Here is a 25,577-nt window from a genome sequence, read left to right as displayed (position 1 = left end):
CACCCTTCCTCTCGATGGCCGCACGGGGCGTTATGTCCCTGTTTCATGAGATTCTCATGGTATGGCGCCTATCACAGAGGTGGAGGGGCGGCGGGTGGCCCTCAGCAACCTGGAGAAGGTGCTGTATCCCGCGACCGGGTTCACCAAGGCCGAGCTGCTGCACTACTACGCGACCGTGGCCGGGGTGCTCCTCCCCCATCTGCGGGACCGCCCGGTGTCCTTCCTGCGCTATCCGGACGGGCCGGACGGACAGCGGTTCTTCGCCAAGAACGTGCCGCCGGGTACGCCCGACTGGGTCACCACCGCCCAGGTGCCGCGCTCGGCGGGGCCCGCGCGGATGGTGCTGGTGCAGGACCTGCCGAGCCTGATGTGGGCGGCGAACCTGGTGGCCGAGTTCCACACCCACCAGTGGGTGGCCGGCGACCCCGGGCGGGCCGACCGGCTGGTGTTCGACCTGGACCCGGGACCGCCCGCGACCGTCGTGCACTGCTGCGAGGTCGCCCGGTGGCTGCGCGAGCGGCTCGGCCGGGACGGCGTCGAGGCGTACGCCAAGACGTCCGGGGCGAAGGGGCTGCACCTGCTGGCCGGGGTGCGGGGGGCCTCCTCGGAGCGGGTGTCGGAGTACGCCAAGGCGCTCGCGGTGGAGGCGGAGCGGGCCATGCCGGAGCTGGTGGTGCACCGGATGACCCGCAGCCTGCGGCCGGGAAAGGTGTTCGTGGACTGGAGCCAGAACGCCGCCCGGAAGACGACCGCCGCCCCCTACACCCTGCGGGCCCGCGCCGAGCCCGCCGTGTCCGCGCCGGTCACCTGGGCGGAGGTGGAGCGGTGCCGGGCACCGGGGGACCTGGTGTTCCGCGCGGCGGACGTGGCGGCCCGGGTGCGGGACTCCGGTGACCTGCTGGCCCCGCTGTTCGACCGCGGCGCGTCGGGGACGCTGCCCTGAGGTCAGACGCGGGCCCAGGTGGCGCGGTCGCGGGCCAGGGCGTGCAGGGCCTCGGCGTCGGCCGGTTTGAGGACGCCGCCGGGGCCGGCCAGGCCGGGCAGCTCCGCGTCGGTGAGGACGCGGACCTCGCGGGGCGGGACGGCGACCGTGACGGAGGCGGCGCCGACCAGCACGAGCACCGGGCGGACCTCGGCGGTCAGGGCGTAGGAGGCACGGTGGGCGTCGGCGCGGACCCGGTGCAGCAGCGGCCGGGGCTCCCGGCGCCCCAGGGCGACCAGCGGATCGGCGATGCGCACGCGCAGCCTGCGGGCGTACAGCGCGTGCACGGCGAACAGGCCGCCGGGGCCGATCAGCAGGTGGTGGACGCGGTCGCCGCCCGGCAGCGGCACCGAGTGCAGGGTGTGCCAGCCGGCGCCGTCGAGCCGGTCCAGCACCTCTGCGGCGGTCTGCTCGGCGGCCAGCGCCCGGCGCCGGGGGTCGGCGCGCAGCCTGTGCGGCGGGCCGGGGGCGCGGTCCAGGGCGACGAGGAGGGCCTCGCCGGGCCGGTTGGGGGCCAGGTCGTCGTCGGGGTGCAGGGTCAGCCGGGCCAGCTCGGCCGAGGTGGGGACCGGGGGCGGGCCGACGGTGACGGGGCCGGTGAGGAAGGGGGCCAGGGCGTCGAGGACCTCCTGGCGGCGCTCGTCGCCGAGCAGGCTGACCCGGGCGGTCTCCCGGTCGTACCAGGCGATGTTCCGGCCGTCGGCGAGACAGACGTAGAGCCGGTCCCGGCCGTGCCGCCGGCTCGGTACGACCCGCAGTCCGCTCATGCGCCACCACCCCGGACGATGAGCCGGTCCCGGCCGTGCCGCCGGCTCCGTACGACCCGCAGTCCGCTCATGCGCCACCACCCCCGACCATGGGAACAGGCGGGGTGCTCCAGGGGCAAGAACCCGGTTACCTTGGAGACCGCTCGGGTCTGTCGGAGGCGACGACGGGGAGGCGCGCTTGCGTACTCGGGGCAGGGAGGCCGACGTACCGGCTCCGGACAGTCCGTGGAGCGAGATAGTGCCCGGCCTGTGGATGGGCGGGCACGAGTACCGCAGGCTCCCCGGGGAGTTGGCGTTCGCCGTGGTCAAGGACGAGTTCGACCTGGTGCAGACCCTGTTGCGGCTGCCCGGACACGGACCGGCGCCGGGGGTCGAGCACCAGGTGTGGCCGATCCCCGACGGCCCGCTGGACGGCACCCAGTTGGCGGGGGTGATCAAGCTGGCGGAGGCGGTGTGCGCGGCGCTGGACGGGGGCCGCCGGGTCCTGGTCCGCTGTTACCACGGGTACAACCGCTCGGGTCTGGTCGTCGCCCACGCCCTGATCCGGCGGGGCCGCTCCCCGGAGGAGGCGATCCGGCTGATCCGCGCCCGGCGCTCGCCGTGGGCGCTGCACAACGAGCTGTTCGTGGAGTACCTGCGCACGGGGCTGCCGACGGTCCGGCTGCTGGAGGAGCTGGCGGAGTAGCCCGGCACCGGGACCGGCGCGCAAATAGGACTTCCCGCTGAATAGGGTGGTCGGGGTCAGCGATGATCCCCGAACCGCCCGGGAGCGCCGTGCCCCCCTCCGAGCCCTCCTCCGTGCCCCCCGGCCGCCGCCGGCGCGCGTCGCGTCCCCTCGCCGCCGTCGCCCTGGCCCTGGCCGCCGCGGCGGGCTGCGGTGACTCCGGCGGGCCGCTGAGCGCGGGGGCGACCCCGACCGCGGTGAGCCCGGCGCGGCTCTGGCCCGACCTGGCGCCGGCCTCCAGTCCGGCGTGGGACTACGGCGAGACGGACACCGAGACCGTCAAGGGCGTGCGCGTACCGGACGGGGATCTGCGCCGGGCGGACCCGGCGGCGGTGGTCCGCGCGGAGATCGCCGCCCACCCCGAGGACTACTCCGGGGCGAAGGCCCCGTACCGCGAGACCGGCGCGCGACTGGCCGGGTGCGGCACGGACCGGGACCGGTGCCCGCTGCTCACCCCGTACTACCGGGACCTGACCGGGGACGGGCGGGACGATCTGACACTGGGCTTCCGGCTGCCGCCGACGGGCCAGACGGCCGTGCGGGTCTACACCGTCATCGGGCGCGACCTGGTGCGGGTGATGTCCAACAACGACGCGGTGAGCGCGGTGGAGCTGGCCGGGCGGTCGGTGATCATCAGGTCGCCGTCCGAGGTGGCGGGGTACGAGTACCGGCTCCAGTGGACCTGGGACGCCGACCAGCGGGCGATGCTGCTCACCCACGACGAGATGCTGCGCACCGGGGACCGCGAGCGCCCCCGGCACCGGCCCTCGCCCTCGCCCTCGGGGGGCGCCCGGTGAGGATGCCCCGGTGGGCCGGTCCGCTGGCCGTGAAGGCCGCCGTGTTCATCACGGTGATGTGCTGCGCGCTGGCCGCGCTGCTCGGCGTGCTGGTGCACGTCTCGGTGACGAACCAGACCGTGGGCCAGGCCCGCGACCTGGCGCTGGACCAACTGGCGGAGGCGACCGCGGCGTACGAGGCCGGGGACACCCTGCGCCGGGGCGCGGCCGTCGATCCGCCGGAGCTGCCGGGGGCGCTGCGCGAGCTGGCCGTGGCGGGGAACCGGGCGACGATGGCCGCCGAGTACCGGGGGCGGCCGGCGATGTGGGCGGCGGGCCCGGTCCGGGGCGGCCGGGCGCTCGCGGTCACCGTCGACTACGCGCAGGGCAGGCGGACCATCGACGGTCTGGACCGGGCCATCGTCTGGTCGTCCGCGCTGGCCATCGGGGCGACGCTGCTGGTCGGCGCGTTCGCGGTGACGCGGGTGACGCGGCGGCTGCGCGCGACGGCGACGGTGGCCCGGCGGATCAGCGCCGGGGACCTGGACGCGCGGGTCGGCGATCCGCGCGCCGCGGACCCGACCCGGCCGCAGGACGAGGTGGCCGCGGTGGCCGCCGCGCTGGACTCGATGGCGGCCTCGCTGCAGGGCAAGCTGCGGGCCGAGCAGCGGTTCACCGCGGACGTGGCGCACGAACTGCGGACCCCGCTGACCGGGCTGCACGCGGCGGCCGAGCTGCTGCCGCCGGGCCGCCCGACCGAGCTGGTCCGGGACCGGGTGGCGGCGCTGCGCACGCTCACCGAGGACCTGCTGGAGATCTCCCGGCTGGACACCGGGCGGGAGCGCCTGGAGGTGGACGCGGAGGAACTGGGCGCGCTGGCCCGCCGGGTGGTGGGGGCCTCCGGCACGGACACCGAGGTGCGGGTCGTGCGGGACGCCCGGGTGGAGACCGACCGGCGCCGGCTGGAGCGGGTGCTCGGCAACCTGGTCGGCAACGCGCACCGGCACGGGCGGGCGCCGGTGGTGCTGACCGTGGACGGGCCGGTGATCACCGTACGGGACCACGGGGACGGCTATCCGGAGTACCTCCTCGTCCACGGGCCGCAGCGGTTCCGTACCGAGGGCGGGGCCAAGGGGCACGGGCTGGGGCTGACCATCGCCCGGGGGCAGGCCGAGGTGCTGGGCGCGCGACTGGCGTTCACCAACCCGGCGGACGGCGGGGCGGCGGCGGTGCTGACGCTGCCCCGGCGGCCCTGACGGGCGGCGCCTCCCGACGGCGCGGTGCGGCGTGCGCCGAACCCCGGCCGCGCGCCTCCCCGATGGCGCAGTGCGGCGCGCGCCGGGCCCCGGTCGCTCCTAATGTGGCGTTCAGTCACGTCCGGCACCTTTTGTCCTCTTGGAGGTCACGCCATGTCCCCGCACTCCCCCGCCGCCCGCCGTCTCGCCATAACGCTCGCCGCCGGCGCGCTCGCCGCGGCGGCCGCCGCCGGTCCCGCCGCCGCGGACGAGGGCGGGCGCGCCGGCGACGGACCCGCGGTGAGCGGCCGGCACCCGGGCGGCGGGCAGGACGAGGCCCGCTACCAGGGCGTCGTCACCGCCGACACGCTCGCCCTGCGCAGCGCGCCCAACCGGGGCTCGGAGATCATCCGGTACGCCCACCGGGGCGAGATCGTGCACATCTACTGCAAGACCGACGGGGAGACCGTCCAGCACAACCCCCTCTGGTACCTGCTCACGGACGGCACCTGGGCGTGGGGGTCGGCCCGGTACATCGACAACATCGGCCCGGCACCGCACAGGTGCTGATGCCGAAGAACCGCACACCGCCCCAATTGGGTAAGTTCCGGACATGACGAAGGCCGGAACCGGAATCACCGTGGCAGCGGCGGACGCCCCCGCTCCCGTCGCCCGCCTCCCCCGGCGCCGGGGTGTCGAACTCGCCCTCATCGTCGTGGCCGTCCTGCTGTCGGTGTTCGGCTACTGCAACGTGGGCCTCGCCCAGCACGGCACCCTCCCGCCCGGCGCCGCCGGCTACGGCGCCGGGCTCGGGGTGCTCGCCCTGCTCGCGCACCTGGCGGTCCGGCTGCGCGCCCCCTGGGCCGACCCGCTGCCGCTGCCGATCGGGGTGCTGCTCAACGGCCTGGGCCTGGTGCTGATCTACCGGCTCGACCTGGAGACGCCCGGCGACCGGGCGGCGCCGACCCAACTGGTGTGGTCCACCCTCGGCATCGCCCTGTTCATCGTCATCGTGCTGATCCTGCGCGACCACCGCCTGCTCCAGCGCTACACCTACGTCTGCGTGGCCGCGGCGCTGGTGCTGCTGACGCTGCCGATCCTGTTCCCGGCGGTCAACGGCGCCCGGATCTGGCTCAGGATCGCCGGGTTCTCCATCCAGCCGGGCGAGTTCGCGAAGGTGCTCCTGGCGGTGTTCTTCGCCGCCTACCTGGCCGCCAACCGGGGCGCGCTGGCGTACGCGGGCCGCCGGATGTGGCGGCTGCAACTGCCCACCGGCCGGGTCCTCGGCCCCATCGTCGCGGTCTGGCTGGTCAGCGTCGGCGTCCTGGTCCTGGAGCGCGACCTCGGCACCTCGCTGCTGTTCTTCGGCCTGTTCGTGGTCATGCTGTACGTCACCACCGGCCGCCTCGGCTGGATCGCCGTCGGCCTGCTGCTCGCCTCGCTCGGCGCGGTCGCCGTGGGCTGGCTGGAGCCGCACGTGCACAGCCGGGTGGAGGACTGGCTGCACCCGTTCGCGTCCATCGAGGCCGGGCAGGGCCCCAACCAGTTGGCCCAGTCGCTGTTCGCGTTCGCGGCCGGGGGCGTGACCGGCACCGGGCTCGGGCTCGGCCACTCGGTGCTGATCGGCTTCGCCACCAAGTCCGACTTCATCCTGGCCACCGCCGGGGAGGAACTGGGCTTCCTCGGCCTGACCGCGATCTTCCTGCTGTACGCGCTGCTGGTGGAGCGGGGCTTCCGGGCCGGGCTGGTGCTGCGCGACCAGTTCGGGCGGCTGCTCGCGGTGGGGCTGTCCTCGCTGGTGGCGCTCCAGGTGTTCGTCATCGCGGGCGGGGTGACCGGGCTGATCCCGCTGACCGGGATGGCGATGCCGTTCCTGGCGCAGGGCGGCTCCTCGGTGGTCACCAACTGGGCGATCGTCGCCCTGCTGATCCGGCTCAGCGACTCGGCGCGCGGAACGGCGGCCCGCGCATGACCCGGCACATCCGGCACGCCGCCGCGTTCTGCGCCCTGCTGCTGCTCGCGCTGCTGGTCAACGCGGCCCGGGTGCAGGTGGTCCGCGCCCCGGAGTACGACGGCAACCCGGCCAACCGGCGGCCGGACATCGCCCGGTACCAGCAGCCGCGCGGGAACATCCTGGCCGGCGGCGAGCCCGTCACCGGCTCCCGGGACACCGGGCAGCACCTGCGCTACGAACGGACCTACCGCGACGGGCCGCTGTACGCCCCGGTCACCGGCTTCGCCTCGCAGGAGTACGGCACGACCCTGCTGGAGGACGCGGCGGACGGGGTGCTGTCCGGCGCCGACCCGCTGCTCGCGCCGCTGCCGCTGTGGAACGACGTGACGGGCGCCCCCAACCCGGCCGGCGACGTGGTGACGACGATCCTCCCGGCGGCGCAGCGGGCGGCGTACGAGGGGCTGGGCCGGCGCTCCGGGGCGGTCGCCGCGGTGGAACCGGCCACCGGGCGGGTCCTCGCCCTGGTGTCCACGCCGTCCTACGACCCGGGGGAGCTGTCCGGGAACGGCGGGTCGGTGCTCCGGTCCTGGCGGCGGCTGAACGGCGACCCGGGCCGGCCGCTGCTCAACCGGGCGGTGCGCCGGACCTATCCGCCGGGCTCGACGTTCAAGGTGGTCACCGCGGCGGCGGCGCTGGACGCGGGGGTCGCCGAGGACCTGGACGCGCCGACCCGCTCCCCCGGTCCGTACCCCCTGCCCGGCTCCCGGACGAGGCTGACCGACGAGTCCGGCCGGTGCCGGAACGCCTCGCTGCGCACGGCGTTCGAACGGTCCTGCAACACGGTCCTGGCGCGGCTCGGCGTGGCGGTGGGCGCGCGGCGGATGACGGCGACGGCCGAGGCCCTCGGCTTCAACGACGCGGGGCTCGCCGTCCCGTTCCCGGTGGCCCGCAGCACCTTCGACCCCTCGGCGGACCCGGCGCAGTTGGCGCTGTCGTCGATCGGGCAGTACAACACGCGGGCCACGCCCCTGCAGATGGCGATGGTGGCGGCGGCGGTCGCGGACCGGGGGCGACTGCGCACGCCGTACCTGGTGGAGCGGACCACGCGGGCGGGCGGTTCCGTGCTGTCGGCGGCCGGGGCCCGGCCGGTGCGGCAGGCGGTCCGGCCGGGGACGGCCGCGAAGCTGAAGGAGCTGATGCGGGACGTGGTGGAGCACGGCACCGGCGCGGGCGCGGCGATCCCCGGCGCGGTCGTCGGCGGCAAGACCGGCACCGCCGAGCACGGCGTCGGCAACTCCGGCGCGCCGTACGCCTGGTTCGTCTCCTTCGCGCAGGGCGCCCGGGACCTGGAGCCGAGGGTGGCGGTCGCGGTGGTGGTCGAGGGGGCGGCGGCGGACCGGGGGGAGATCACCGGCGGAGGGCTCGCGGCACCGGTGGCGCGTGCGGTGATGGAGGCGGTTCTCGCTTCCTGAGACGGGGGGTGCCCCGCGCGAACGTCCCGACCTACCGTTCGGTTCATGACTGACACCACCGCGTACGAACTCGCCCAGGTCAACATCGCCCGCCTGAAGGCCCCGCTGGACTCCCCGCAGTTGAAGGACTTCGTCGACTCCCTCGAACCGGTGAACGCCGACGCCGACGGGGCCGACGGGTTCGTCTGGCGGCTGCAGGGCGAGGGGGGCGACGCGACGGACGTCCCGGTGTTCGGGGACTCCTGGCTGATCATCAACATGTCGGTGTGGCGGGACACCGACGCGCTGACGGCCTTCATGTACCAGGGGCGGCACCGGGAGCTGCTGGCCCGCCGGCGCGAGTGGTTCGAGCGCCTGAAGGACGCGACGGCGGTGCTGTGGTGGGTGCCGGCGGGCCACCGCCCGACGGTCGCCGAGGCCGAGTCCCGCCTGCTCCGCCTGCGGACCAACGGACCGACCCCGTACGCGTTCACCCTGCGCACCTCGTTCCCGCCCGGCGCCGGCGAGCCGGTCCTCGGCGCGGTGCCGGACGGGCTGGGCTGCTCGGTCTGACCCCTCGGGGGCGCCCCGCATATTTACTCGCGGTCAACAAGTTCCGCGCAGGGGATTGACGAGCTTGCTGACACGCAGTCTTATAAGACAAGAGTGAGTGACCGCGGGTAACACGACGAGGTGGGACAGCCATGACGACCCTGACGGAAGCCGACGCGCTCGACGGACTGCGCGACGCGCTCGGTTTGCTCAAGGACCGCGAGCAGGTGGCCGAGCGGCTGCTCGACTCTTCCGCCAAGCACTCCTTCGACCCGGACAAGGAGCTGGACTGGGACGCGCCCTTCGAGGAGGGCAAGTGGTTCTGGCCGCCGGAGCTGGTGTCGCTGTACGACACCCCGCTGTGGCGGCGGATGAGCGAGGAGCAGCGCATCGAGCTCTCCCGGCACGAGGCCGCGGCCCTCGCCTCGCTCGGCATCTGGTTCGAGCTGATCCTGATGCAGTTGCTGGTCCGGCACATCTACGACAAGTCGGCGACCAGCGCGCACGTCCGGTACGCGCTGACCGAGATCGAGGACGAGTGCCGGCACTCCAAGATGTTCGCCCGGCTGATCTCGCACGGCGGAACGCCCTGGTACCCGGTGAGCCCGGCCCACCAGCACCTCGGCCGGCTGTTCAAGACGGTCTCCACCACGCCGGGTTCCTTCACCGCCACCCTGCTCGGTGAGGAGATCCTGGACTGGATGCAGCGGCTGACCTTCCCCGACGAGCGGGTCCAGTCGCTGATCCGGGGCGTCACCCGCATCCACGTCGTGGAGGAGGCCCGCCACGTCCGGTACGCCCGGGAGGAGCTGCGCCGCCAGATGGTGACGGCCCCGAAGTGGTCCCAGGAGTTCACCCGGGTCACCTCCGGGGAGTTCGCCCGGGTCTTCTCGAACGCCTTCATCAACCCCGAGGTCTACACGAACGTGGGACTGGACAAGCGCGAGGCGATGGCCCAGGTCAAGGCCAGCGGCCACCGCCGCGAGATCATGCAGACCGGCGCGAAGCGTCTGACGGACTTCCTGGACGACATCGGGGTGCTGCGGGGCGTCGGCCGGAAGCTGTGGCGGTCCTCGGGGCTGCTGGCGTAAGCCGGGCGGGGCGGGCGGACGCACCGGTTACCCTGCGGGACATGACCCCGCAGGTTCCCCCGCCCGCCTACCGCCGGCTCAGCGTCGAGGAGCGCCGCAGCCAACTGCTGGACGCGGCGCTCACGCTCTTCGCCAACCGGCCGCCCGAGGAGGTGTCCCTCGACGACGTGGCCGAGCAGGCCGGGGTCTCGCGGCCCCTGGTGTACCGGTACTTCCCCGGCGGCAAGCAGCAGCTCTACGAGGCGGCCCTGCGCTCGGCCGCCGACGAGCTGCGGCACTGCTTCGACGAACCCCGGCAGGGCTCCCCGCTCAGCCGGCTCGCCCGCGCCCTGGACCGCTACCTCACCTTCGTCGACGAGCACGACACCGGCTTCAGCGCCCTGCTGCGCGGCGGCAGCGTCGCCGAGACCTCCCGGGCGTCGGCCATAGTGGACGGCGTACGGCGGGACGCCGCCGAGCACATCATGCGCCACCTGGACGTCGACGAGCCGGGACCCCGGCTGCGGATGACCGTGCGGATGTGGATAACGGCGGTGGAGGCGGCCTCGCTGATCTGGCTGGACGAGGAGAAGCAGCCGCCCGCCGAGGAGCTGCGGGACTGGCTGGTGGAGCAGTTCGCGGCCGCGCTGGAGGTCACCGCCCGGCGCGACCCGCAGACCGGGGCGCTGCTCCACCTCCTCGCGGCGGATGTCTGACACTGGTGCCGTGAAGCGCGAAGAGACCCCCTTCGAGGGCGGCCCCATGGACGGCCGGGTGCTGCCCGTGCTGGTGGGGATGACCGGGCACCCGCCGAAGACCTACCGCATCCCCGTGCCCGACCCGGCCGGCGGCCCCCCGACGGTGCTGGTCTACCGCCGGGTCCCGAGGGACCCCGGCCGCCGGGCCGGCTTCGCCCGCTGGAAGTACGCCTACGCCCCCGGGGGCGTGCCCCGCACCCGCCCCCGCTGGCCCTGGTCGAAGCCGGGAGCGGACCCGGACGCCGCGCCGGGCGGCAAGCCGGACGACGCCGACGGGTGACACCGTTGCGCCGGGCGGCGCACACTCGGCGCGCGCACCGGGAGCGGGCGCCGGATGCTCGCGATGCGGAGCGGACCCGCCGCCCCGCATCGGAGGTGATGACGTGTCAGGAAGGCTTCTGCGCCTGGTCTGTACGGCGGCGGTGGCGGCCGGGACCGCCCTCGCACCCGTGCCCGCCTCGGCCGAACCGGCGCCCGGCGGACGCCCCGTCGCCGAACTGCTGACGGACCTTCAGACCCTGTACCGGGACGCCGAGAAGGCCACCGAGGTCTACAACGGCGCCGAGGAACGGCTCCGCGAGCAGCGGCGCAGGGTGCGGGGCCTGGAGGCCGCACTGGCCCGCGCCCGGCTCTCGCTGCACGACAGCCGCGGCGAGGCCGGGCGACTGGCCCGGCGGCAGTACCAGAGCAGCACCGGCCTCTCCCCCTACGTACGGCTGCTGCTGGCCCGCGATCCGCAGCACGCCCTCGACCAGGGCCATGTGATCGGCCGGCTGGCGCGGGACCGGGCGCGGACGGTGGGCAGGCTGGCCGGCAGCGCGAAGAAGGCCGATGCCCTGGCCCGGCAGGCCCGCACCGCCCTCGACCGGCAGCGCGCCCTGGCCGAGCGCCGCAAGGAGGCCCGCGACGAGGTGCGGGAGCGGCTACGCGAGGTCGAGGGGCTGCTCGCCTCGCTCGGCCCGCAGGAGCTGTCGGCGCTGGCCGCGTTCGAGGAGAAGGGCGCCGCGCAGGCCCAGGACCGGTTCCTGGCCTCCGGCGCGCTGGGCACCGCCGCCGCCCGGCCCTCCGCCGCCGGCGACCGGGCGCTGCGCTTCGCGGTGGACCAGCTCGGCAAGCCGTACGAGTGGGGCGCGCAGGGCCCCGAGGCGTACGACTGCTCGGGGCTGACCTCCCGGGCGTGGGCGGGGGCCGGGACGCCGATCCCCCGGACCAGCCAGGAGCAGTGGGCGCGCCTGGAGCGGGTGCCGCTGGACCGACTGCGCCCCGGTGACCTGGTCGTCTACTTCCCCGAGGCCACCCATGTGGCGATGTACCTCGGTGACGGAATGGTGGTGCAGGCCCCGCGGCCGGGCGCCGAGGTCAAGGTGTCGCCGATCGCGGCCAACCCGGTCCTCGGTGCCGTCCGGCCCGACCCCGGGGCGCCGCCCGTACCGGACTACGTGCCGCCGGGGCTGCCCGCGGGGACGGCGGACGGATCGGACGAGGGGTACGCCTCGGTGTACGCGCCGGGCGCTCAGGCGCCGGCCGCCCCGGAGACCTCCATCAGGTAACCCTCGGACTTCTTCGGGTCGAAGAAGAAGTTCTCGAAGTCGGCCGGGTCGTTGAAGCCGTTGGCGAAGCGGTCGGCGACCGGCTGGAGCTGACCGGCGGCGCCGATCAGGTTCAGGACGTGCTCCGGCGGCGGGGCCAGCATGGCGTTGGTCCACTTGACGACGTGCTGGGCGGTCTCCCAGTAGCGGTCGAAGGCGGACTGCATCCAGGTCTCGTCGAACGGCTTGTCGCCGTGTTCGAGGATCGAGGCGAGGTAGGAGGCGGCGCACTTGGACGCCGAGTTGGAGCCCTGGCCGGTGATCGGGTCGTTGGCGACCACCACGTCGGCCACGCCGAGCACCAGGCCGCCGCCGGGGAGGCGGCCGATGGGGTGGCGGACGGTGGGGGCGTAGCGGCCGGCCAGGGTGCCGCCGGCGTCGGTCAGTTCGACCTCGGTGGCCCGCGCGTACTCCCAGGGGACGAACTTCTCCATGAGTTCCAGGGTCAGGGAGAGGTGCTCGGCCGGGTCCTTGACGTCCTTGAAGACGTCCAGCGGGCCGCCGGGTATGCCCTCCCAGAACAGGATGTCGGCGCGGCCGGAGGTGGTGAACGTCGGCATGATGAACAGCTCGCCGACGCCCGGCACCAGGTTGCAGCGGACCGCGTCGAACTCCGGGTGCTCCGGGCGCGGGGCCAGGCCGTGCACATAGGCGACGGCGAGGGCGCGCTGCGGCTCGCCGTACGGGGACCGCGAGGCGTCCCGGCCGAACATCTGCACCAGTTCGCCCTTGCCCGCGGAGACCAGGACCAGGTCGTACGCCCGGGAGAAGTAGTCCAGGTCGCCGACGGCGGCGCCGTGGATGACCAACTGGCCGCCGCGCTGGGCGAAGGTCTCCATCCAGCCGGCCATCTTCACCCGCTGGTCCACGGACTGGGCGTAGCCGTCCAGCTTGCCCACCCAGTCGATGGCGCGCTGGGTGGGGCCCGGGTCGTGCGAGCCGGGCGCGGCGACCGAGACACCGAGGCCCTCGATCTTCGGGGCCTGGGACTCCCAGAAGTTCAGCTTCAGGTCCCGCTCGTGCTCCAGGGCGGTGTGGAACATGCACTGCGTCGACATCACCCGGCCCGTGCGGATCTCGTCCGCGGTCCGGTTGGACATCAGGGTGACCTCGTAGCCGTGCGACTGGAGGCCGAGGGCGAGCTGGAGGCCGGACTGGCCGGCTCCGACGACGAGTATCTTCCGCATGCGGGGGTTTCCGTCTTCTACTCGGGTGTTTCGTCCAGCGCGTGGCCCACGAGGGACAGGAGGGTCTCGATGACCGAGATCCGGCGGCGCGCATCCATGATCATTACAGGTATGTGCCGCGGGATCGTCAACGCCTCCCGCACGTCCTCCGGTGCGAACCGCTCGCTGCCGTCGAAGTGGTTCACCGCCACGACGTACGGCAGTCCGCAGCTCTCGAAGTAGTCCAGCGCCGGGAAGCAGTCCTTCAGCCGGCGGGTGTCGGCCATGACGACCGCGCCGATCGCGCCGCGCACCAGGTCGTCCCACATGAACCAGAACCGCTGCTGGCCCGGCGTGCCGAACAGGTAGAGCACCAGGTCGTCGTCGAGCGTGATGCGGCCGAAGTCCATCGCCACGGTCGTGGTGAGCTTCTCCGGCGTGGCGGTGAGGTCGTCGGTCTCCTCGCTCGCCTCGGTCATCAGCGCCTCGGTCTGCAGGGGCGTGATCTCCGAGACGGACGTGACCAGCGTGGTCTTGCCCACGCCGAAACCGCCCGCCACGACGATCTTCGTGGCGATCGGTGCGCGGCCCGGGTCCGTCTGCCAGGGCTGCAGGGGCTCGTCGGCCTCGACGAGCGGGGAGACGCCGAAGGCGGCGTCAGAGACGACGGAGTCCACTCAGCACCCTTTCCAGCAGAGCGCGGTCCGGACGGCCCGTGCCGTGGCCGGTCCCGGTGCCGTATACACGGATCTTTCCCTGGTCCGCGAGGTCGCTCAGGAGTACGCGGACCACGCCGAGCGGCATCTTCAGCAGCGCGGCGATCTCGGCCACCGTACGCATCCGGCGGCACAGTTCGACGATGGCCCGCATCTCGGGCATGACCCGGGAGAGCGGGGCGCTCGTCAGTTCCTTGCGCTCCTCGGCGGCCTCCAGCGCGGCCGTGCCGGTGGCGCCGACGAACGTCTCCACCAGCAGCACGTGGCCGAAGCGGGTCCGGCCGCCGGTGAGCGAGTAGGGGCGCACGCGGGCCGGCTTGCGGTCGGCGCCGCGCACGGGGAGGTTCTTACGGCTGGTGTCGGGACCGCTGCTCATCGGGGGCTCCCCGTCGACTCGGACTCCTCCAGGGATTTCCGCAGCTCGCTGCGGAGCTCCGGGGTCAGCACGTGCCCGGCCCGGCCCACGAACAGCGCCATGTGGTACGCCACGACGCTCATGTCGCAGTCGGCGGAGCCGTGCACGCCGAGCAGCGAGCCGTCGCTGATCGACATCACGAACAGGCTGCCCTCCTCCATGGCGACCATGGTGTGCTTCACGGCGCCGAAGGCCATCAGCTTGGCGGCGCCGATGGTCAGGCTGCCGATGCCGGAGACGATGGTCGCGAGGTCGGCGGCGGAGCCGCGCGGACCGGTGCGGCGCTCGGACCGGGCGCGGCGGGCGGCGTCGGTGCTCTCCTGGTCGGAGGAGAGCAGGAGCAGTCCGTCGGAGGAGACGACGGCGACCGAGAGGATGCCGGGCACCTCCTCGACGAGGTTGGTCAGCAGCCAGTGCAGGTTGCGGGCCTCACTGCTCAGTCCGAAGGTACTGGGCGCGGTCAACTGCTTGCCTCCTCGACAGTGCCCCCCGTGGCTTCTTCGGTCGTCCCCGCCCCGGCGTCCGGCGCGCGGTGCCCGGCGGTGTGCTCGGCGATCTCCGCCGCCACGTCGCGCCGGCCGGCCTCCGCGCCCCGGCGGAATCCGCCGAGGCGGCGGCGGAGCGCCTCGGCGTCCACGGAACCGGCGCGCGGGAGCGGCGACGACGCGGGGGCGCTGATCTTGGGGGTCCGCTTGGGCAGACCCTTGTCGGTGACGGGGTCCTCCGGTTCGTCGGGGACCCGGTCGTGGGCGGTCTCGGTCTGGGTCTGGGTCTGGGTGCCGGTCTCCGGCGTGCCGGGGGCGGGGTCGGGGGACGGTTCCGCCGCCGGGGCCGGGACGAGCAGTTCCATGGTGGTCTCGGAGACCGTCTCGGCGGGCTTCCCGGGGGCCGCTTCGGCGGGCTCGCCGGGTGCCGTTCCGGGGGCCTGCTCCGGTTCGGCGCGCTTCCCGGCCGCCGACCGCCGTACCGCCCGCTCCGCCGCCTGCACCAACGGGTCGCCGCCCTCGGAGCGGCCGTGCAGGACGTTGGAGTTGGCCTCGGCGTCGGCGCCCGGCAGGGAGAAGCCGCCGGTGCCCTCGGTGACCGGGGCGGCCGGGGCGGGAGCGGCGGACGGCGCCTCGGCGAGCAGGGTGGTCGGCAGCACGACGACGGCGGCGACCCCGCCCTGCTTCTGCTCGCGCAGACGCACCCGGGCGCCGTGCCGGTGGGCGAGGCGGGCGACGACGTACAGGCCGAGTCCGAGGCCGTCCTCGCCGTCCTGGTCGTAGGCGGCCTCCGGGTCGAAGTCGGCGAGGCGGGCGTTGAGCCGTTCCAGCTTGTCGCCGGGGACGCCGATGCCCTCGTCCTGGACGGAGAGCATCACCTCGCCGTTCTCCAGCAGCCAGCCGGAGACCTCGACGGGGTGCTCCGGCGGGGAGAACGAGGTGGCGTTCTCCATCAGTTCGGCCAGCAGGTGGGAGAGGTCGTCGGCGGCGAACCCGGCCACGTGCGCGTGCGGCGGCAGCGCGGCGATGCGGACCCGCTCGTAGCGCTCGATCTCGCTGACGGCGGCGCGCACCACGTCGACCAGCGGGACCGGTCCGGCGGTGTGCTGGACGTGCTCGGTGCCCGCCAGGACCAGGAGGTTCTCGCTGTGCCGGCGCATGACCGTGGCGAAGTGGTCGAGCTTGAAGAGGGTGGCCAGCCGCTCAGGGTCCTGCTCGCGCTCCTCCAGCCCCTCGATGACGCCCAACTGGCGTTCGATCAGGGCGAGGGTGCGCAGCGCGAGGTTGACGAAGGTGCCGTCCACGGCCTGCCGCATCCGCTTCAGGTGGGCGGCGGACTCGGCGAGTTCGGCGCGCAGCTCCTCGCGGGCGTCGGCCATCTTCTGCCGCTGCCCGACGAGGTGCTTGCGGTCGGACTCCAGGGTGGCGACCCGCTCGGCGAGGGCGACGGCGTGCGCGTGCAGGGCGTTGACGGAGCGGACCGCCTGCGCGAACTCGTCGTTGCGGCCGGTGAAGGCGACGGGTTCCTCGGTGGTGGGGTCCTCGGCCCCGGCGAGCCGGGCGGTGCCCCGGCGCAGCGCCGACAGCGGCCGGGTGAGGCTGCGGGCCATGCCGGTGGCGACGCCGACCGCCAGCAGCATCAGCGCGCCGAGCAGGGCGATGCGGATCTCCAGCGCGGTGACGTCGTCGTCGCGGACCTGTGCGAGGTCCTTGGTGCGCCGGTCGTAGAGGGCGGACTCGGCGCCGCGCATGGCGTCGACCCGGGCGGAGAGCGCGGCCTCCAGCTTCTTGGCGCTGGTGGCGAGGTCGTCGTCGGAGAGGGCCGGCTGGTCGGTGAGGGAGGCCAGGTACTTCTCGGCGGCGTCGACCTCGGGTCCGGTGACCGTGGAGTCGTAGCGCTCGCGGGCCTGTTCGGGGGCGCTCTCGCGGAAGTCGGCGAGGGCCGCGTCGGAGCGGACCCGGGCCTGCTGGGCGGCGGCGGCCAGGGCGTCGCGCTGCTTGCCGTCGGCGTCCGAGGAGGTGGTGGTCTCGGTCGGCAGGCCGGTGACCGGGTCGATGACCGTCCGGGTGCTGCTCGGCACGGCGAGGGCGGCCAGCAGCAGGCCCCGGGCGGCGGCGGCCTGCTGGACGGCGGAGTCCAGCTCGGCCAGCGCGTACCCGCCAGCGCCGGCCCGGGACGGCATCCGCTCGGCCAGTTCCTCGGCGAGGGCGTGCAGTTCGGTGATGACGGCGGAGTACGCCCGGTGCGTCTGAAGGGCGCTGGTCCGGCCGGTGAGCGCCGCCCGGCGCAGGGCGGCCACCGCGTCCAGGTCCTCGCGGAGCGCGGCGGGCGTGTCGGGGTCGGCGCGCAACTCCTCGACCTGCCGGTCCACCCGGGCGCCGCGCTGCTCGGAGGGCGCCTTGGACTTAGGGCGCCCGGCGGCGGCGTACGGGGTGACCTCGTCGCGCTCGTCGGCCAGGGAGTGGGCCAGGGTGAGCGCGCCCTGGGTCCGCTCGGCGAGCGTCACCAGCTCCTGGGAGTCGCTGAGCCGGCCCGACGCGCCGACGACCGAGGGGGCGCCGGCGGCGGCGATCGCGGCGGCGACCACCGCCACGGCCACGATCAGCCGGTTCCGTACGTGGGTGGGACGGCCCTTGCCGACAGGGGGGGCCGGGGCGGCGGTCCCGGGGGGCGGCTCCGTCCCCCCGACGGGGGCCGTCTGCTTGCCTGTGCGACGAGGCCGCGTCTTCTGCACCGGTGCTCGCATTCCTGACTCGTGTACCCGTGGGCCCGGGTGGCGCTCCGTCAACTGGCCGGTCGGCGCGTTCACCCTCCCCCGAGCCGTCGACCGCGCTCGAGCGGGGCGGGGCCCCCACCGGCTCCCGACCCTTGCAGTGCCCGTTGGCACCGGGTGTACATCACCTGACCCACCACCCGAAGGAGTGAACCCCGGAGGGGAGTTGGTGGGCAAGTCGCTCCGACGGGCGCGGCCCGCCCGCGCGGTGGGCCGGTTGGACGATCGCGGCGGGGCGGTGGCAGTATTTGCCGCCGCGTGTTCCCGGGGTACAGCATTCCACCCCAAATTGGGCGGCTGACCTGCACCGCCGCGCCCGTTCCGGGTCGTCTGTCGACGTCTTGCGGAGGGCGTGAAGGGCTGGTGCAGACTGACCGGGTGCGTACCGAACTGGTCTCGGAGCCCAGCGGCCCCGGTCTGCCCAACGAGGACTTCGCGAGCGTCGGCCTTCCGGCTTCCGGACAGGGTGGCGTGCTCGTCGTGCTGGACGGGGTCACTCCGCCGCGCGGCGCGTCCGGCTGCCGGCACTCGGTGCCCTGGTTCACCGCGCGGCTCGGCGGGGCGCTGACCGAACTGACCGTTTCACTCCCGGATGTCCCCCTCGCCGACGCCCTTTCCCGTGCCATCGCGGCTACCGCCGATGCACACGCCGTCACCTGTGACCTTTCTCACCCCCGTACTCCGCAGGCGACGGTGGTCCTGGCGCGCTGGTCGCCAAAGGCGGTGGAGTACCTGGTGCTGTCCGACTCGGCGCTGCTGCTGGAGGCCCCCGACGGGACGGTGACGGCCCGCCTCGACGACCGGCTCGCGCGCCTGCCGCGGGGGGCGCTCGCCTCCGAGGCGCGGGTCGACGCGGAACTGCGCAACCGGGAGGGCGGGTTCTTCACGGCGGCGGCCGATCCGGGGGTGGCGGCGCGGGCGGTGACGGGAGTGCTGCCGCGCGGCGAGGTGCGGGCGCTGGCGGCGCTCACGGACGGGGCGGCGCGGTGGGTGGAGCGGTTCGGTGAGGGCGACTGGACGGACTGCCTGCGGGCCGTGCGCAAGCAGGGGGCGCGGTGGCTGGTGGACCGGGTGCGGGAGCTGGAACGCGCGGACACCGACCGCCGGTTCCTGGGCCGGAGCAAGACCCACGACGACGCGACGGTGGTGTACGCGGAGCTGTAGCGCCCCCGGGTCAGCGCTGCTCCATGCCCCGGTTCAGCTCGCGCAGCAGCCGGGCCAGTTCGGCGACCTCGCCGGGGTTCCAGTCGGCGAGCCGGCCGGCGTAGCGGGCGCGGCGGGCCTCGCGCACCCGGCGGACCCGCTCGTGGCCCTCCTCGGTGAGGGTGATCAGCCAGGCGCGGCCGTCGGCGGGGTCGGGCTCGCGGGCGACCAGGCCCAGCTCCTCCAGGGCGCGCAACTGGCGGGACATGGTGGCCTTGCCGACGCCGATGTAGCCGGCGAGTTCGGTGGCGCGCTGGCCGCCGCACTCGTCGAGCCGGACCAGCAGCGCGTACGCGGAGGACTCCAGGTCCGGGTGGACCTCCCGCGCCATCTCGCCCTGGTTGGCCCGAGCACGGCGCAGCAGTACCGTCAACTCGCGTTCCAGTGCCAGGAACTCGGGCTGTTCCGGACCGCTCGTGGCCATCGCCGCCGATTCACCTCGCCGCCCGTCGCCGTTTCCGCTTCCGTGCACGTCAGCCCCTGCCTCGTTCTCCCGGTTTCCCGGTCCTGAAAGTTTCCGCCGGATACCGCCATCGCCGCAGCTCCGTCAGTATTTCGCAGGCTTAGACCAACGGCAGCTTCCGGTCCCCCTTCCACCCGCCGGTCTACGTGCGTAGCGTCGGACCCGGGTCTGCCTGGCATGCCCACGCCACTCCCACCCCCCACACTCCCACCCCCACCGAGCACCACCGATCATCGGAGGCACGTGATGCCCGTGCACAGATCCGGACCGGCCCCCCGTCGTCGGCTCGCCGCCGTCGGGACCCTGCTCGCCGTCTTCTCCCTGCTGCTGACCTGGCCGTCGTCGGCCGCCGACACCCCCGCCCGCGGCTCCGCCCACATGGGCATGGGCGTCCTAGAGCACGACGGGCGGCAGGGCACGCCCGTCCCCGGCGACGCCACCCAGACCGAGGGCGTCGACGTCTCCAGCCACCAGGGCAACGTCGCCTGGTCGACCCTGTGGAACAGCGGGGTCCGATGGGCCTACGCGAAGGCCACCGAGGGCACCTACTACACCAATCCCTACTTCGCCCAGCAGTACAACGGCTCGTACAACGTGGGCATGATCCGCGGCGCGTACCACTTCGCGACCCCGGACACCACCAGCGGCGCCACCCAGGCCAACTACTTCGTCGACCACGGCGGAGCCTGGTCCCGCGACGGCCGGACGCTGCCGGGCGCCCTCGACATCGAGTGGAACCCGTACGGGGCCTCCTGCTACGGCAAGACCCAGAGCCAGATGGTGAGCTGGGTCCGTGACTTCCTGACCACCTACAAGGCCCGCACCGGCCGGGACGCCGTCATCTACACGGCCACCAGTTGGTGGACGGAGTGCACCGGCAACTACGGCGGTTTCGCCACCGCCAACCCGCTGTGGATCGCCCGCTACGCCGCCACGGTGGGCACGCTGCCCGCGGGCTGGTCGTACTACACGATGTGGCAGTACACCTCCTCCGGACCGACCGTCGGTGACCACAACCGGTTCAACGGCGCCCTGGACCGGGTCGTGGCGCTCGCCAACGGCTGACCCGCTCGCGTACGGCGAGGGCCCGGACCTCCCTCACGGGACCCGGGCCCTCGCTCTCGTCCGGCCGCGTCCGTCACGCCGCGACCGGAACCTCCTTCGGCGCCGCCCCGCTGGTGGCGGGGGCGAGGGCCAGTTCCAGGACCTGGCGGACGTCGGTGACGGTGTGGACGTCGAGCTTGTCCAGCACCTCCGCCGGGACGTCGTCCAGGTCGGGCTCGTTGCGCTTGGGGATGATCACCGTGGTGACGCCCGCCCGGTGCGCCGCGAGCAGCTTCTGCTTCACCCCGCCGATCGGCAGCACCCGGCCGGTCAGCGACACCTCACCGGTCATCGCCACGTCGGTGCGCACCAGCCGGCCCGACAGCAGCGAGGCCAGCGCCGTCGTCATGGTGATGCCGGCGCTCGGGCCGTCCTTGGGGACCGCGCCCGCCGGGAAGTGGATGTGCACGCCCCGGTCCTTCAGATCGGCGACCGGAAGTTCCAGTTCGGCGCCGTGCGAGCGCAGGAAGCTCAGCGCGATCTGCGCGGACTCCTTCATCACGTCGCCGAGCTGACCGGTCAGGGTCAGCCCCGCCCCGCCCGTCTCCGGGTCGGCCAGCGACGCCTCGACGTACAGCACGTCGCCGCCCGCTCCGGTGACCGCCAGGCCGGTGGCCACGCCCGGCACCGAGGTGCGCCGCTGAGCCGGGTCCTGGGCGGACTCCGGCACGTGGTGCGGCCGGCCGATCAGGTCCCGCAGGTCGTCGGCGCCCACGGTGAACGGCAGCTCCCGCTCGCCCAGTTCGTGCCGGGCCGCCACCTTGCGCAGCAGCCGGGCGATCGACCGCTCCAGGGTGCGCACCCCGGCCTCGCGGGTGTACTCGCCGGCCAGCTTGCGCAGCGCGTCCTCCGCCAGGACGACCTCGTCCTCGCCCAGGCCGGCCCGCTCCAGTTGGCGCGGGAGCAGGTGGTCGCGGGCGATGACGACCTTCTCGTCCTCGGTGTAGCCGTCCAGGCGGACCAGCTCCATGCGGTCGAGCAGGGCCTCCGGGATGGCCTCCAGGACGTTGGCGGTGGCGAGGAAGACCACGTCGGAGAGGTCCAGCTCGACCTCCAGGTAGTGGTCGCGGAAGGTGTGGTTCTGGGCCGGGTCCAGCACCTCCAGCAGGGCCGCCGCGGGGTCGCCGCGGAAGTCCGAGCCGACCTTGTCGATCTCGTCGAGCAGCACGACCGGGTTCATCGAGCCGGCTTCCTTGACCGCGCGGACGATCCGGCCGGGCAGCGCGCCGACGTACGTACGGCGGTGGCCGCGGATCTCCGCCTCGTCGCGGACGCCGCCGAGGGCGACCCGGACGAACTTGCGGCCCATGGCGTGGGCGACGGACTCGCCGAGGCTGGTCTTGCCGACGCCGGGCGGGCCGACCAGGGCGAGCACCGCGCCGCCGCGCCGGCCGCCGACCACGCCCAGACCGCGCTCGGCCCGGCGCTTGCGGACGGCCAGGTACTCGGTGATCCGCTCCTTCACGTCCTCCAGGCCCGCGTGCTCGGCGTCCAGGACGGCCTTGGCGCCCTGGATGTCGTAGCGGTCCTCGGTCCGCTCGTTCCACGGCAGTTCCAGGACGGTGTCGAGCCAGGTGCGTATCCAGGAGCCCTCGGGGGACTGGTCGCTGGCCCGCTCCAGCTTGTCGACCTCCTTGAGCGCGGCCTCGCGGACCTTCTCGGGCAGGTCGGCGGCCTCCACCCGGGCGCGGTAGTCGTCGGACTCCTCGCCCTCCTGCTCGCCGTTCAGCTCGCGCAGTTCCTTGCGGACGGCCTCCAGTTGGCGGCGGAGCAGGAACTCCCGCTGCTGCTTGTCGACGCCCTCCTGGACGTCCTTGGCGATGGTCTCGGCCACGTCCTGCTCGGCGAGGTGGTCGCGCAACTGCTGGGCGGCGAGCTTCAGGCGGGCGACCGGGTCGGCGGTCTCCAGCAGCTCGACCTTCTGGTCGGTGGTCAGGAACGGCGAGTAGCCGGAGTTGTCGGCGAGGGCGGAGACGTCGTCGATGGCCTGCACGCGGTCCACGACCTGCCAGGCGCCGCGCTTCTTCAGCCAGGCGGTGGCGAGCGCCTTGTACTCCTTCACCAGTTCGGCGACGTGACCGGGCAGCGGGTCGGGCACGCTCTCGTCGACGCGGGTGCCCTCGACCCACAGGGCCGCGCCCGGCCCGGTGGTCCCGGCGCCGATCCTCACCCGGGCCCGGCCGCGGATCAGGGCCCCCGGGTCGCCGTCGGCCAGCCGGCCGACCTGCTCGACCGTGCCGAGCACGCCGGTGCCCGGGTACGAGCCGTCGATGCGCGGCACCAGCAGGACCTTCGGCTTGCCCGGTTCGCTGCGGGCGGCAGCCTGGGCGGCCTCCACCGCGGCCCGCACCTCGGAGTCGCTCAGGTCGAGGGGGACCACCATCCCGGGCAGCACGACCTCGTCGTCGAGCGGCAGCACGGGCAGGGTGAGCGGTGTGAACGGCGTGGACTCAGCAGCCATGATCTCCCCTTAGGCAGTCAAGTTGAGTTATGCCGACTCAATGCTCGGGGAGCGGCGATTGTTCCCCCACCCGCGTTCGCTCTGGGCGATCAGGCGTCCCGGCGGCACCGCGCGTTCCCTCAGCGGTCACCGGGCCCCCGTGATTCCGCCACCCGCCGGCCGGCCGGCTGCCAGGATGAGCGCATGTCCGCCGGCTACGAAGTTCCCGAAGTCCTGGACCGTCGCGAGGGCCCCTACGGCGAGGTCGTGCTGCGCCGGCACGGCGGGCTGCTCCAGATCATCGCCAACGGCTGCTTCCTCATGGACACCTCCGACGGCCGCTCCGAGCGCCGGCTCGTCGACGCGGCGCTCGCCGCGCTGCCGGCGCCCGCCGTCCGCCCCGGCCCGCACGTCCTGATCGGCGGTCTGGGCGTCGGCTTCTCCCTCGCCCGTGCGGCCGCGAATTCGCGCTGGGGACGGATCACGGTGGTCGAGCGCGAGCCCGCCGTCATCGGCTGGCACCGCGCCGGGCCGCTGGCCGCGCTGACCCGCCGGGCGCTGGACGACCCCCGCACACAGATCGTGGAAGCCGATCTCGTCGACTTCGTCAATGAGACTTCCGCCACGTTCGACGCGCTCTGCCTGGACATCGACAACGGCCCCGGCTGGACCGTCACCGAGGGCAACGAAAGCCTCTACGCACCGGCCGGACTCGCGGGCTGCGCACGGGTGTTGAGACCCGGCGGGGTGCTCGCCGTATGGTCCGCGCGACCCTCGCCGGAATTCGAAGAAACCTTGTGTAATGCCGGGTTCCAGCAGGTGCGTACCGAAGAGATCCCCGTTGCCCGGGGCGTTCCGGACGTCGTGCACCTCGGCGTCCGGCCTGGATAGCGATGGCCCGGTGACTCCCCGTACGCTGCTGCTCTGACGCCGATCATTCAAGCGTCAATCGCAGTCATGGGATCACCCCACGGATTCCGGAAAGCACACCTCAGGGGCGGGCGATGGAGCAGACACACACCTCCCACAACGGCACGACGACGGCTGCCCCGGGCGCGCAGCGCCGGGTGCTGGTGGTCGAGGACGACCAGACGATCGTGGACGCCATCGCGACCCGCCTGCGCGCCGAGGGATTCCTGGTGCAAACGGCGGGCGACGGTCCGTCCGCCGTCGACACGGCCGAGGCATGGCAGCCCGACCTGCTGATCCTCGACATCATGCTGCCCGGCTTCGACGGCCTGGAGGTCTGCCGCCGGGTGCAGGCCCAGCGCCCGGTGCCGGTGCTGATGCTCACCGCACGCGACGACGAGACGGACCTGCTGGTCGGGCTCGGCGTCGGCGCCGACGACTACATGACCAAGCCGTTCTCGATGCGCGAGCTGGCCGCGCGGGTGCACGTGCTGCTGCGCCGTGTGGAGCGGGCCGCGCTGGCCGCCACCACCCCGCGCAGCGGCATCCTGCGCCTGGGCGAGCTGGAGATCGACCACGCGCAGCGCAGGGTGCGGGTGCGCAGCGAGGACGTCCACCTCACGCCCACCGAGTTCGACCTGCTGGTGTGCCTGGCCAACACCCCGCGTGCGGTGCTCTCCCGCGAGCAGTTGCTGGCGGAGGTGTGGGACTGGGCGGACGCCTCCGGCACCCGCACCGTCGACAGCCACATCAAGGCGCTGCGGCGGAAGATCGGCGCCGAGCGCATCCGCACCGTGCACGGCGTGGGCTACGCGCTGGAGACGCCGACGCCATGAGCGGCGGACGGGAAGCCGCACGGAGGAGCCCCGGGCAGCCCTGGGGCGGCGTACGCCCGTTCTCGATCAAGACCAAGCTGGGCGCCCTGGTCGTCATCTCGGTGCTCATCACCACGGGCCTGCTGATCATCGCCGCGCGCACCGAGACCGAGCTGCGGTTCATCACGGTCTTCTCGATGATCGCCACGCTGCTGATCACCCAGTTCGTGGCCCACTCGCTGACCGCCCCGCTGGACGAGATGAACGCCGTGGCCCGGTCCATCTCGCACGGCGACTACACCCGCCGGGTCAGCGAGAACCGCCGCGACGAGCTGGGCGACCTCGCCCAGACCATCAACCGGATGGCCGACGACCTGGAGGCCCAGGACCGCCAGCGCAAGGAGCTGGTGGCGAACGTCTCGCACGAGCTGCGCACCCCCATCGCGGGCCTGCGCGCGGTGCTGGAGAACATCGTCGACGGCGTCACCGAGGCCGACCCCGAGACCATGCGGACCGCCCTCGGGCAGACCGAGCGGCTCGGCCGGCTGGTGGAGACCCTGCTGGACCTCTCCCGGCTGGACAACGGCGTGGTGCCGCTGCGCGCCCGGCGCTTCGAGGTGTGGCCGTACCTGTCCGGGGTGCTCAAGGAGGCCAACATGGTCGCCTCGGCCCGCGCGGGCATCGCCTCCGGCTCCGGCAGCCACACCCGCACCGACGTGCACCTGGCGCTGGACGTCTTCCCCACCGACCTGACCGCGCACGCCGACCCCGAGCGCATCCACCAGGTGGTCGCCAACCTCATCGACAACGCGGTCAAGCACAGCCCCCCGCACGGCCGGGTGACGGTCCGGGCCCGGCGCGGGGACGAGCCGGACTCCCTGGAGCTGGAAGTGATCGACGAGGGGCCCGGCATACCGCGCTCGGAGTGGCACCGGGTCTTCGAGCGGTTCAACCGGGGCGCGGTGACCCGGCCGCACGGTCCCGGCAGCGACGGCGGCACCGGGCTGGGCCTGGCGATCGCCCGCTGGGCGGTGGACCTGCACGGTGGCCGGATCGGCGTGGCCGAATCCGAGCGGGGCTGCCGCATCCTTGTCACTCTTCCGGGCCTGTCATCAACGACCGGTTGACGTACAGTGCGCACCGGAACCACAAGATCCACGGGAGTCCGCGCTGGCGGACACGTGTGACCGGGCCAAGGCCCGCGCCCCTGGGGCGCCGCGGCCGGCCGC

25 protein-coding genes are annotated in these 25,577 nt (G+C 73.9%); 17 read left to right on the top strand and 8 right to left on the bottom strand.

What is annotated here, in order from left to right; genetic code table 11:
• Positions 1 to 61 precede the first annotated feature (61 nt).
• Entirely contained in the window at positions 62 to 943 is an 882-nt protein-coding gene (gene ligD / locus ACFY32_RS11790) for a non-homologous end-joining DNA ligase (protein ID WP_390674012.1), read from the top strand.
• A gap of 2 nt (positions 944 to 945) precedes the next feature.
• Here ligD and ACFY32_RS11785 read toward each other — a convergent pair whose 3' ends face one another.
• Positions 946 to 1,749: a nuclease-related domain-containing protein gene (locus ACFY32_RS11785; RefSeq protein WP_390674011.1), complete on the bottom strand. Its 804-nt coding sequence runs from the start codon at positions 1,747 to 1,749 to the stop codon at positions 946 to 948.
• Positions 1,750 to 1,927: 178 nt separating this feature from the next.
• Here ACFY32_RS11785 and ACFY32_RS11780 point away from each other — a divergent pair, with 178 nt between their 5' ends.
• The 11 genes from ACFY32_RS11780 to ACFY32_RS11730 all read left to right on the top strand — a co-directional run bounded on the left by ACFY32_RS11780 (position 1,928) and on the right by ACFY32_RS11730 (position 11,819).
• The gene (locus ACFY32_RS11780; RefSeq protein ID WP_359196177.1) at positions 1,928 to 2,434 is read left to right on the top strand and encodes a protein phosphatase; all 507 of its coding nucleotides are present in this window, start codon (positions 1,928 to 1,930) and stop codon (positions 2,432 to 2,434) included.
• Between the two features lie 113 nt (positions 2,435 to 2,547).
• Complete coding sequence (locus ACFY32_RS11775) at positions 2,548 to 3,270, top strand: hypothetical protein (RefSeq protein WP_359196479.1); 723 nt, start codon at positions 2,548 to 2,550, stop codon at positions 3,268 to 3,270.
• A gap of 2 nt (positions 3,271 to 3,272) precedes the next feature.
• Complete coding sequence (locus ACFY32_RS11770) at positions 3,273 to 4,505, top strand: ATP-binding protein (RefSeq protein WP_390674057.1); 1,233 nt, start codon at positions 3,273 to 3,275, stop codon at positions 4,503 to 4,505.
• Between the two features lie 153 nt (positions 4,506 to 4,658).
• Entirely contained in the window at positions 4,659 to 5,054 is a 396-nt protein-coding gene (locus tag ACFY32_RS11765; RefSeq protein ID WP_359196174.1) for an SH3 domain-containing protein, read from the top strand.
• Positions 5,055 to 5,097: 43 nt separating this feature from the next.
• A complete protein-coding gene (locus tag ACFY32_RS11760; protein ID WP_359196171.1) occupies positions 5,098 to 6,456 on the top strand; it encodes an FtsW/RodA/SpoVE family cell cycle protein in 1,359 nt (452 codons plus the stop codon).
• Positions 6,453 to 7,910 carry a penicillin-binding transpeptidase domain-containing protein gene (locus ACFY32_RS11755; protein WP_390674010.1) on the top strand — a complete coding sequence of 486 codons (1,458 nt, stop codon included), beginning with the start codon at positions 6,453 to 6,455 and terminating at the stop codon, positions 7,908 to 7,910. The genes ACFY32_RS11760 and ACFY32_RS11755 overlap by 4 nt, the downstream gene beginning before the upstream one ends.
• 45 nt (positions 7,911 to 7,955) lie before the next feature.
• Entirely contained in the window at positions 7,956 to 8,462 is a 507-nt protein-coding gene (locus ACFY32_RS11750; RefSeq protein ID WP_359196165.1) for a DUF3291 domain-containing protein, read from the top strand.
• Positions 8,463 to 8,593: 131 nt separating this feature from the next.
• Complete coding sequence (locus ACFY32_RS11745) at positions 8,594 to 9,532, top strand: diiron oxygenase (protein WP_359196162.1); 939 nt, start codon at positions 8,594 to 8,596, stop codon at positions 9,530 to 9,532.
• Positions 9,533 to 9,573: 41 nt separating this feature from the next.
• Positions 9,574 to 10,227: a TetR/AcrR family transcriptional regulator gene (locus tag ACFY32_RS11740; protein ID WP_359196159.1), complete on the top strand. Its 654-nt coding sequence runs from the start codon at positions 9,574 to 9,576 to the stop codon at positions 10,225 to 10,227.
• Positions 10,228 to 10,237: 10 nt separating this feature from the next.
• A complete protein-coding gene (locus ACFY32_RS11735; protein WP_359196156.1) occupies positions 10,238 to 10,549 on the top strand; it encodes a hypothetical protein in 312 nt (103 codons plus the stop codon).
• 103 nt (positions 10,550 to 10,652) lie between these two features.
• A complete protein-coding gene (locus tag ACFY32_RS11730) occupies positions 10,653 to 11,819 on the top strand; it encodes a C40 family peptidase (RefSeq protein ID WP_390674009.1) in 1,167 nt (388 codons plus the stop codon).
• Here ACFY32_RS11730 and ACFY32_RS11725 read toward each other — a convergent pair.
• Genes ACFY32_RS11725 through ACFY32_RS11705 form a run of 5 tightly spaced genes read right to left on the bottom strand, consistent with a single transcriptional unit; the run spans position 11,783 to position 17,387 of the window.
• The gene (locus ACFY32_RS11725; RefSeq protein WP_390674008.1) at positions 11,783 to 13,045 is read right to left on the bottom strand and encodes a styrene monooxygenase/indole monooxygenase family protein; all 1,263 of its coding nucleotides are present in this window, start codon (positions 13,043 to 13,045) and stop codon (positions 11,783 to 11,785) included. The two genes, ACFY32_RS11730 and ACFY32_RS11725, sit on opposite strands and share 37 nt — an antisense overlap.
• Positions 13,046 to 13,062: 17 nt before the next feature.
• Entirely contained in the window at positions 13,063 to 13,701 is a 639-nt protein-coding gene (locus ACFY32_RS11720) for an ATP/GTP-binding protein (RefSeq protein ID WP_359196147.1), read from the bottom strand.
• The gene (locus ACFY32_RS11715; RefSeq protein WP_390674007.1) at positions 13,682 to 14,116 is read right to left on the bottom strand and encodes a DUF742 domain-containing protein; all 435 of its coding nucleotides are present in this window, start codon (positions 14,114 to 14,116) and stop codon (positions 13,682 to 13,684) included. The genes ACFY32_RS11720 and ACFY32_RS11715 overlap by 20 nt, the downstream gene beginning before the upstream one ends.
• On the bottom strand, positions 14,113 to 14,619 hold the full coding sequence (locus ACFY32_RS11710) for a roadblock/LC7 domain-containing protein (protein ID WP_359196141.1): 507 nt from the start codon (positions 14,617 to 14,619) through the stop codon (positions 14,113 to 14,115). Before ACFY32_RS11710 ends, ACFY32_RS11715 begins: the two co-directional genes overlap by 4 nt.
• Positions 14,616 to 17,387, bottom strand: a complete 2,772-nt coding sequence (locus tag ACFY32_RS11705; protein WP_390674006.1) for a nitrate- and nitrite sensing domain-containing protein — start codon at positions 17,385 to 17,387, stop codon at positions 14,616 to 14,618. Before ACFY32_RS11705 ends, ACFY32_RS11710 begins: the two co-directional genes overlap by 4 nt.
• A gap of 405 nt (positions 17,388 to 17,792) precedes the next feature.
• Between ACFY32_RS11705 and ACFY32_RS11700 the strand changes: the two genes are divergently transcribed.
• Positions 17,793 to 18,578: a protein phosphatase 2C domain-containing protein gene (locus tag ACFY32_RS11700; RefSeq protein ID WP_359196135.1), complete on the top strand. Its 786-nt coding sequence runs from the start codon at positions 17,793 to 17,795 to the stop codon at positions 18,576 to 18,578.
• Positions 18,579 to 18,588: 10 nt separating this feature from the next.
• Here ACFY32_RS11700 and ACFY32_RS11695 read toward each other — a convergent pair whose 3' ends face one another.
• Positions 18,589 to 19,089, bottom strand: coding sequence for a MarR family winged helix-turn-helix transcriptional regulator (locus ACFY32_RS11695; RefSeq protein WP_390674005.1), 501 nt, complete (start codon positions 19,087 to 19,089; stop codon positions 18,589 to 18,591).
• A gap of 237 nt (positions 19,090 to 19,326) precedes the next feature.
• Between ACFY32_RS11695 and ACFY32_RS11690 the strand changes: the two genes are divergently transcribed.
• Positions 19,327 to 20,145 carry a lysozyme gene (locus tag ACFY32_RS11690; protein ID WP_359196129.1) on the top strand — a complete coding sequence of 273 codons (819 nt, stop codon included), beginning with the start codon at positions 19,327 to 19,329 and terminating at the stop codon, positions 20,143 to 20,145.
• Between the two features lie 73 nt (positions 20,146 to 20,218).
• Here ACFY32_RS11690 and lon read toward each other — a convergent pair whose 3' ends face one another.
• Complete coding sequence (lon, locus tag ACFY32_RS11685; protein WP_359196126.1) at positions 20,219 to 22,645, bottom strand: endopeptidase La; 2,427 nt, start codon at positions 22,643 to 22,645, stop codon at positions 20,219 to 20,221.
• Positions 22,646 to 22,828: 183 nt separating this feature from the next.
• Here lon and ACFY32_RS11680 point away from each other — a divergent pair, with 183 nt between their 5' ends.
• From ACFY32_RS11680 to ACFY32_RS11670, 3 genes are all read left to right on the top strand, one after another.
• Complete coding sequence (locus ACFY32_RS11680) at positions 22,829 to 23,515, top strand: spermidine synthase (RefSeq protein WP_359196123.1); 687 nt, start codon at positions 22,829 to 22,831, stop codon at positions 23,513 to 23,515.
• 113 nt (positions 23,516 to 23,628) lie between these two features.
• A complete protein-coding gene (locus ACFY32_RS11675; protein ID WP_190206698.1) occupies positions 23,629 to 24,369 on the top strand; it encodes a response regulator transcription factor in 741 nt (246 codons plus the stop codon).
• Positions 24,366 to 25,475 (top strand): ATP-binding protein, encoded by a 1,110-nt coding sequence (locus tag ACFY32_RS11670; RefSeq protein WP_359196119.1) that lies wholly within the window; start codon positions 24,366 to 24,368, stop codon positions 25,473 to 25,475. The genes ACFY32_RS11675 and ACFY32_RS11670 overlap by 4 nt, the downstream gene beginning before the upstream one ends.
• Positions 25,476 to 25,577: the final 102 nt, after the last annotated feature.

Origin of the sequence: Streptomyces sp. NPDC000134, from assembly GCF_042899225.1 — a bacterium.
Lineage (GTDB): Bacteria > Actinomycetota > Actinomycetes > Streptomycetales > Streptomycetaceae > Streptomyces.
This window is presented reverse-complemented; position numbering and strand designations above follow the sequence as displayed.

What these genes read in the sequence shown, in the direction of transcription:
- ACFY32_RS11760 (WP_359196171.1), top strand. Translation starts at nt 5,098, where the DNA reads ATGACGAAGGCCGGAACCGGAATCACCGTGGCAGCGGCGGACGCCCCC.
- ACFY32_RS11670 (WP_359196119.1), top strand. Translation starts at nt 24,366, where the DNA reads ATGAGCGGCGGACGGGAAGCCGCACGGAGGAGCCCCGGGCAGCCCTGG.
- ACFY32_RS11675 (WP_190206698.1), top strand. Translation starts at nt 23,629, where the DNA reads ATGGAGCAGACACACACCTCCCACAACGGCACGACGACGGCTGCCCCG.
- ACFY32_RS11680 (WP_359196123.1), top strand. Translation starts at nt 22,829, where the DNA reads ATGTCCGCCGGCTACGAAGTTCCCGAAGTCCTGGACCGTCGCGAGGGC.
- ACFY32_RS11725 (WP_390674008.1), bottom strand. Translation starts at nt 13,045, where the DNA reads ATGCGGAAGATACTCGTCGTCGGAGCCGGCCAGTCCGGCCTCCAGCTC.
- lon (WP_359196126.1), bottom strand. Translation starts at nt 22,645, where the DNA reads ATGGCTGCTGAGTCCACGCCGTTCACACCGCTCACCCTGCCCGTGCTG.
- ACFY32_RS11765 (WP_359196174.1), top strand. Translation starts at nt 4,659, where the DNA reads ATGTCCCCGCACTCCCCCGCCGCCCGCCGTCTCGCCATAACGCTCGCC.
- ACFY32_RS11740 (WP_359196159.1), top strand. Translation starts at nt 9,574, where the DNA reads ATGACCCCGCAGGTTCCCCCGCCCGCCTACCGCCGGCTCAGCGTCGAG.
- ACFY32_RS11770 (WP_390674057.1), top strand. Translation starts at nt 3,273, where the DNA reads ATGCCCCGGTGGGCCGGTCCGCTGGCCGTGAAGGCCGCCGTGTTCATC.
- ligD (WP_390674012.1), top strand. Translation starts at nt 62, where the DNA reads ATGGCGCCTATCACAGAGGTGGAGGGGCGGCGGGTGGCCCTCAGCAAC.
- ACFY32_RS11745 (WP_359196162.1), top strand. Translation starts at nt 8,594, where the DNA reads ATGACGACCCTGACGGAAGCCGACGCGCTCGACGGACTGCGCGACGCG.
- ACFY32_RS11785 (WP_390674011.1), bottom strand. Translation starts at nt 1,749, where the DNA reads ATGAGCGGACTGCGGGTCGTACCGAGCCGGCGGCACGGCCGGGACCGG.
- ACFY32_RS11755 (WP_390674010.1), top strand. Translation starts at nt 6,453, where the DNA reads ATGACCCGGCACATCCGGCACGCCGCCGCGTTCTGCGCCCTGCTGCTG.
- ACFY32_RS11715 (WP_390674007.1), bottom strand. Translation starts at nt 14,116, where the DNA reads ATGAGCAGCGGTCCCGACACCAGCCGTAAGAACCTCCCCGTGCGCGGC.
- ACFY32_RS11750 (WP_359196165.1), top strand. Translation starts at nt 7,956, where the DNA reads ATGACTGACACCACCGCGTACGAACTCGCCCAGGTCAACATCGCCCGC.
- ACFY32_RS11690 (WP_359196129.1), top strand. Translation starts at nt 19,327, where the DNA reads ATGCCCGTGCACAGATCCGGACCGGCCCCCCGTCGTCGGCTCGCCGCC.
- ACFY32_RS11705 (WP_390674006.1), bottom strand. Translation starts at nt 17,387, where the DNA reads ATGCGAGCACCGGTGCAGAAGACGCGGCCTCGTCGCACAGGCAAGCAG.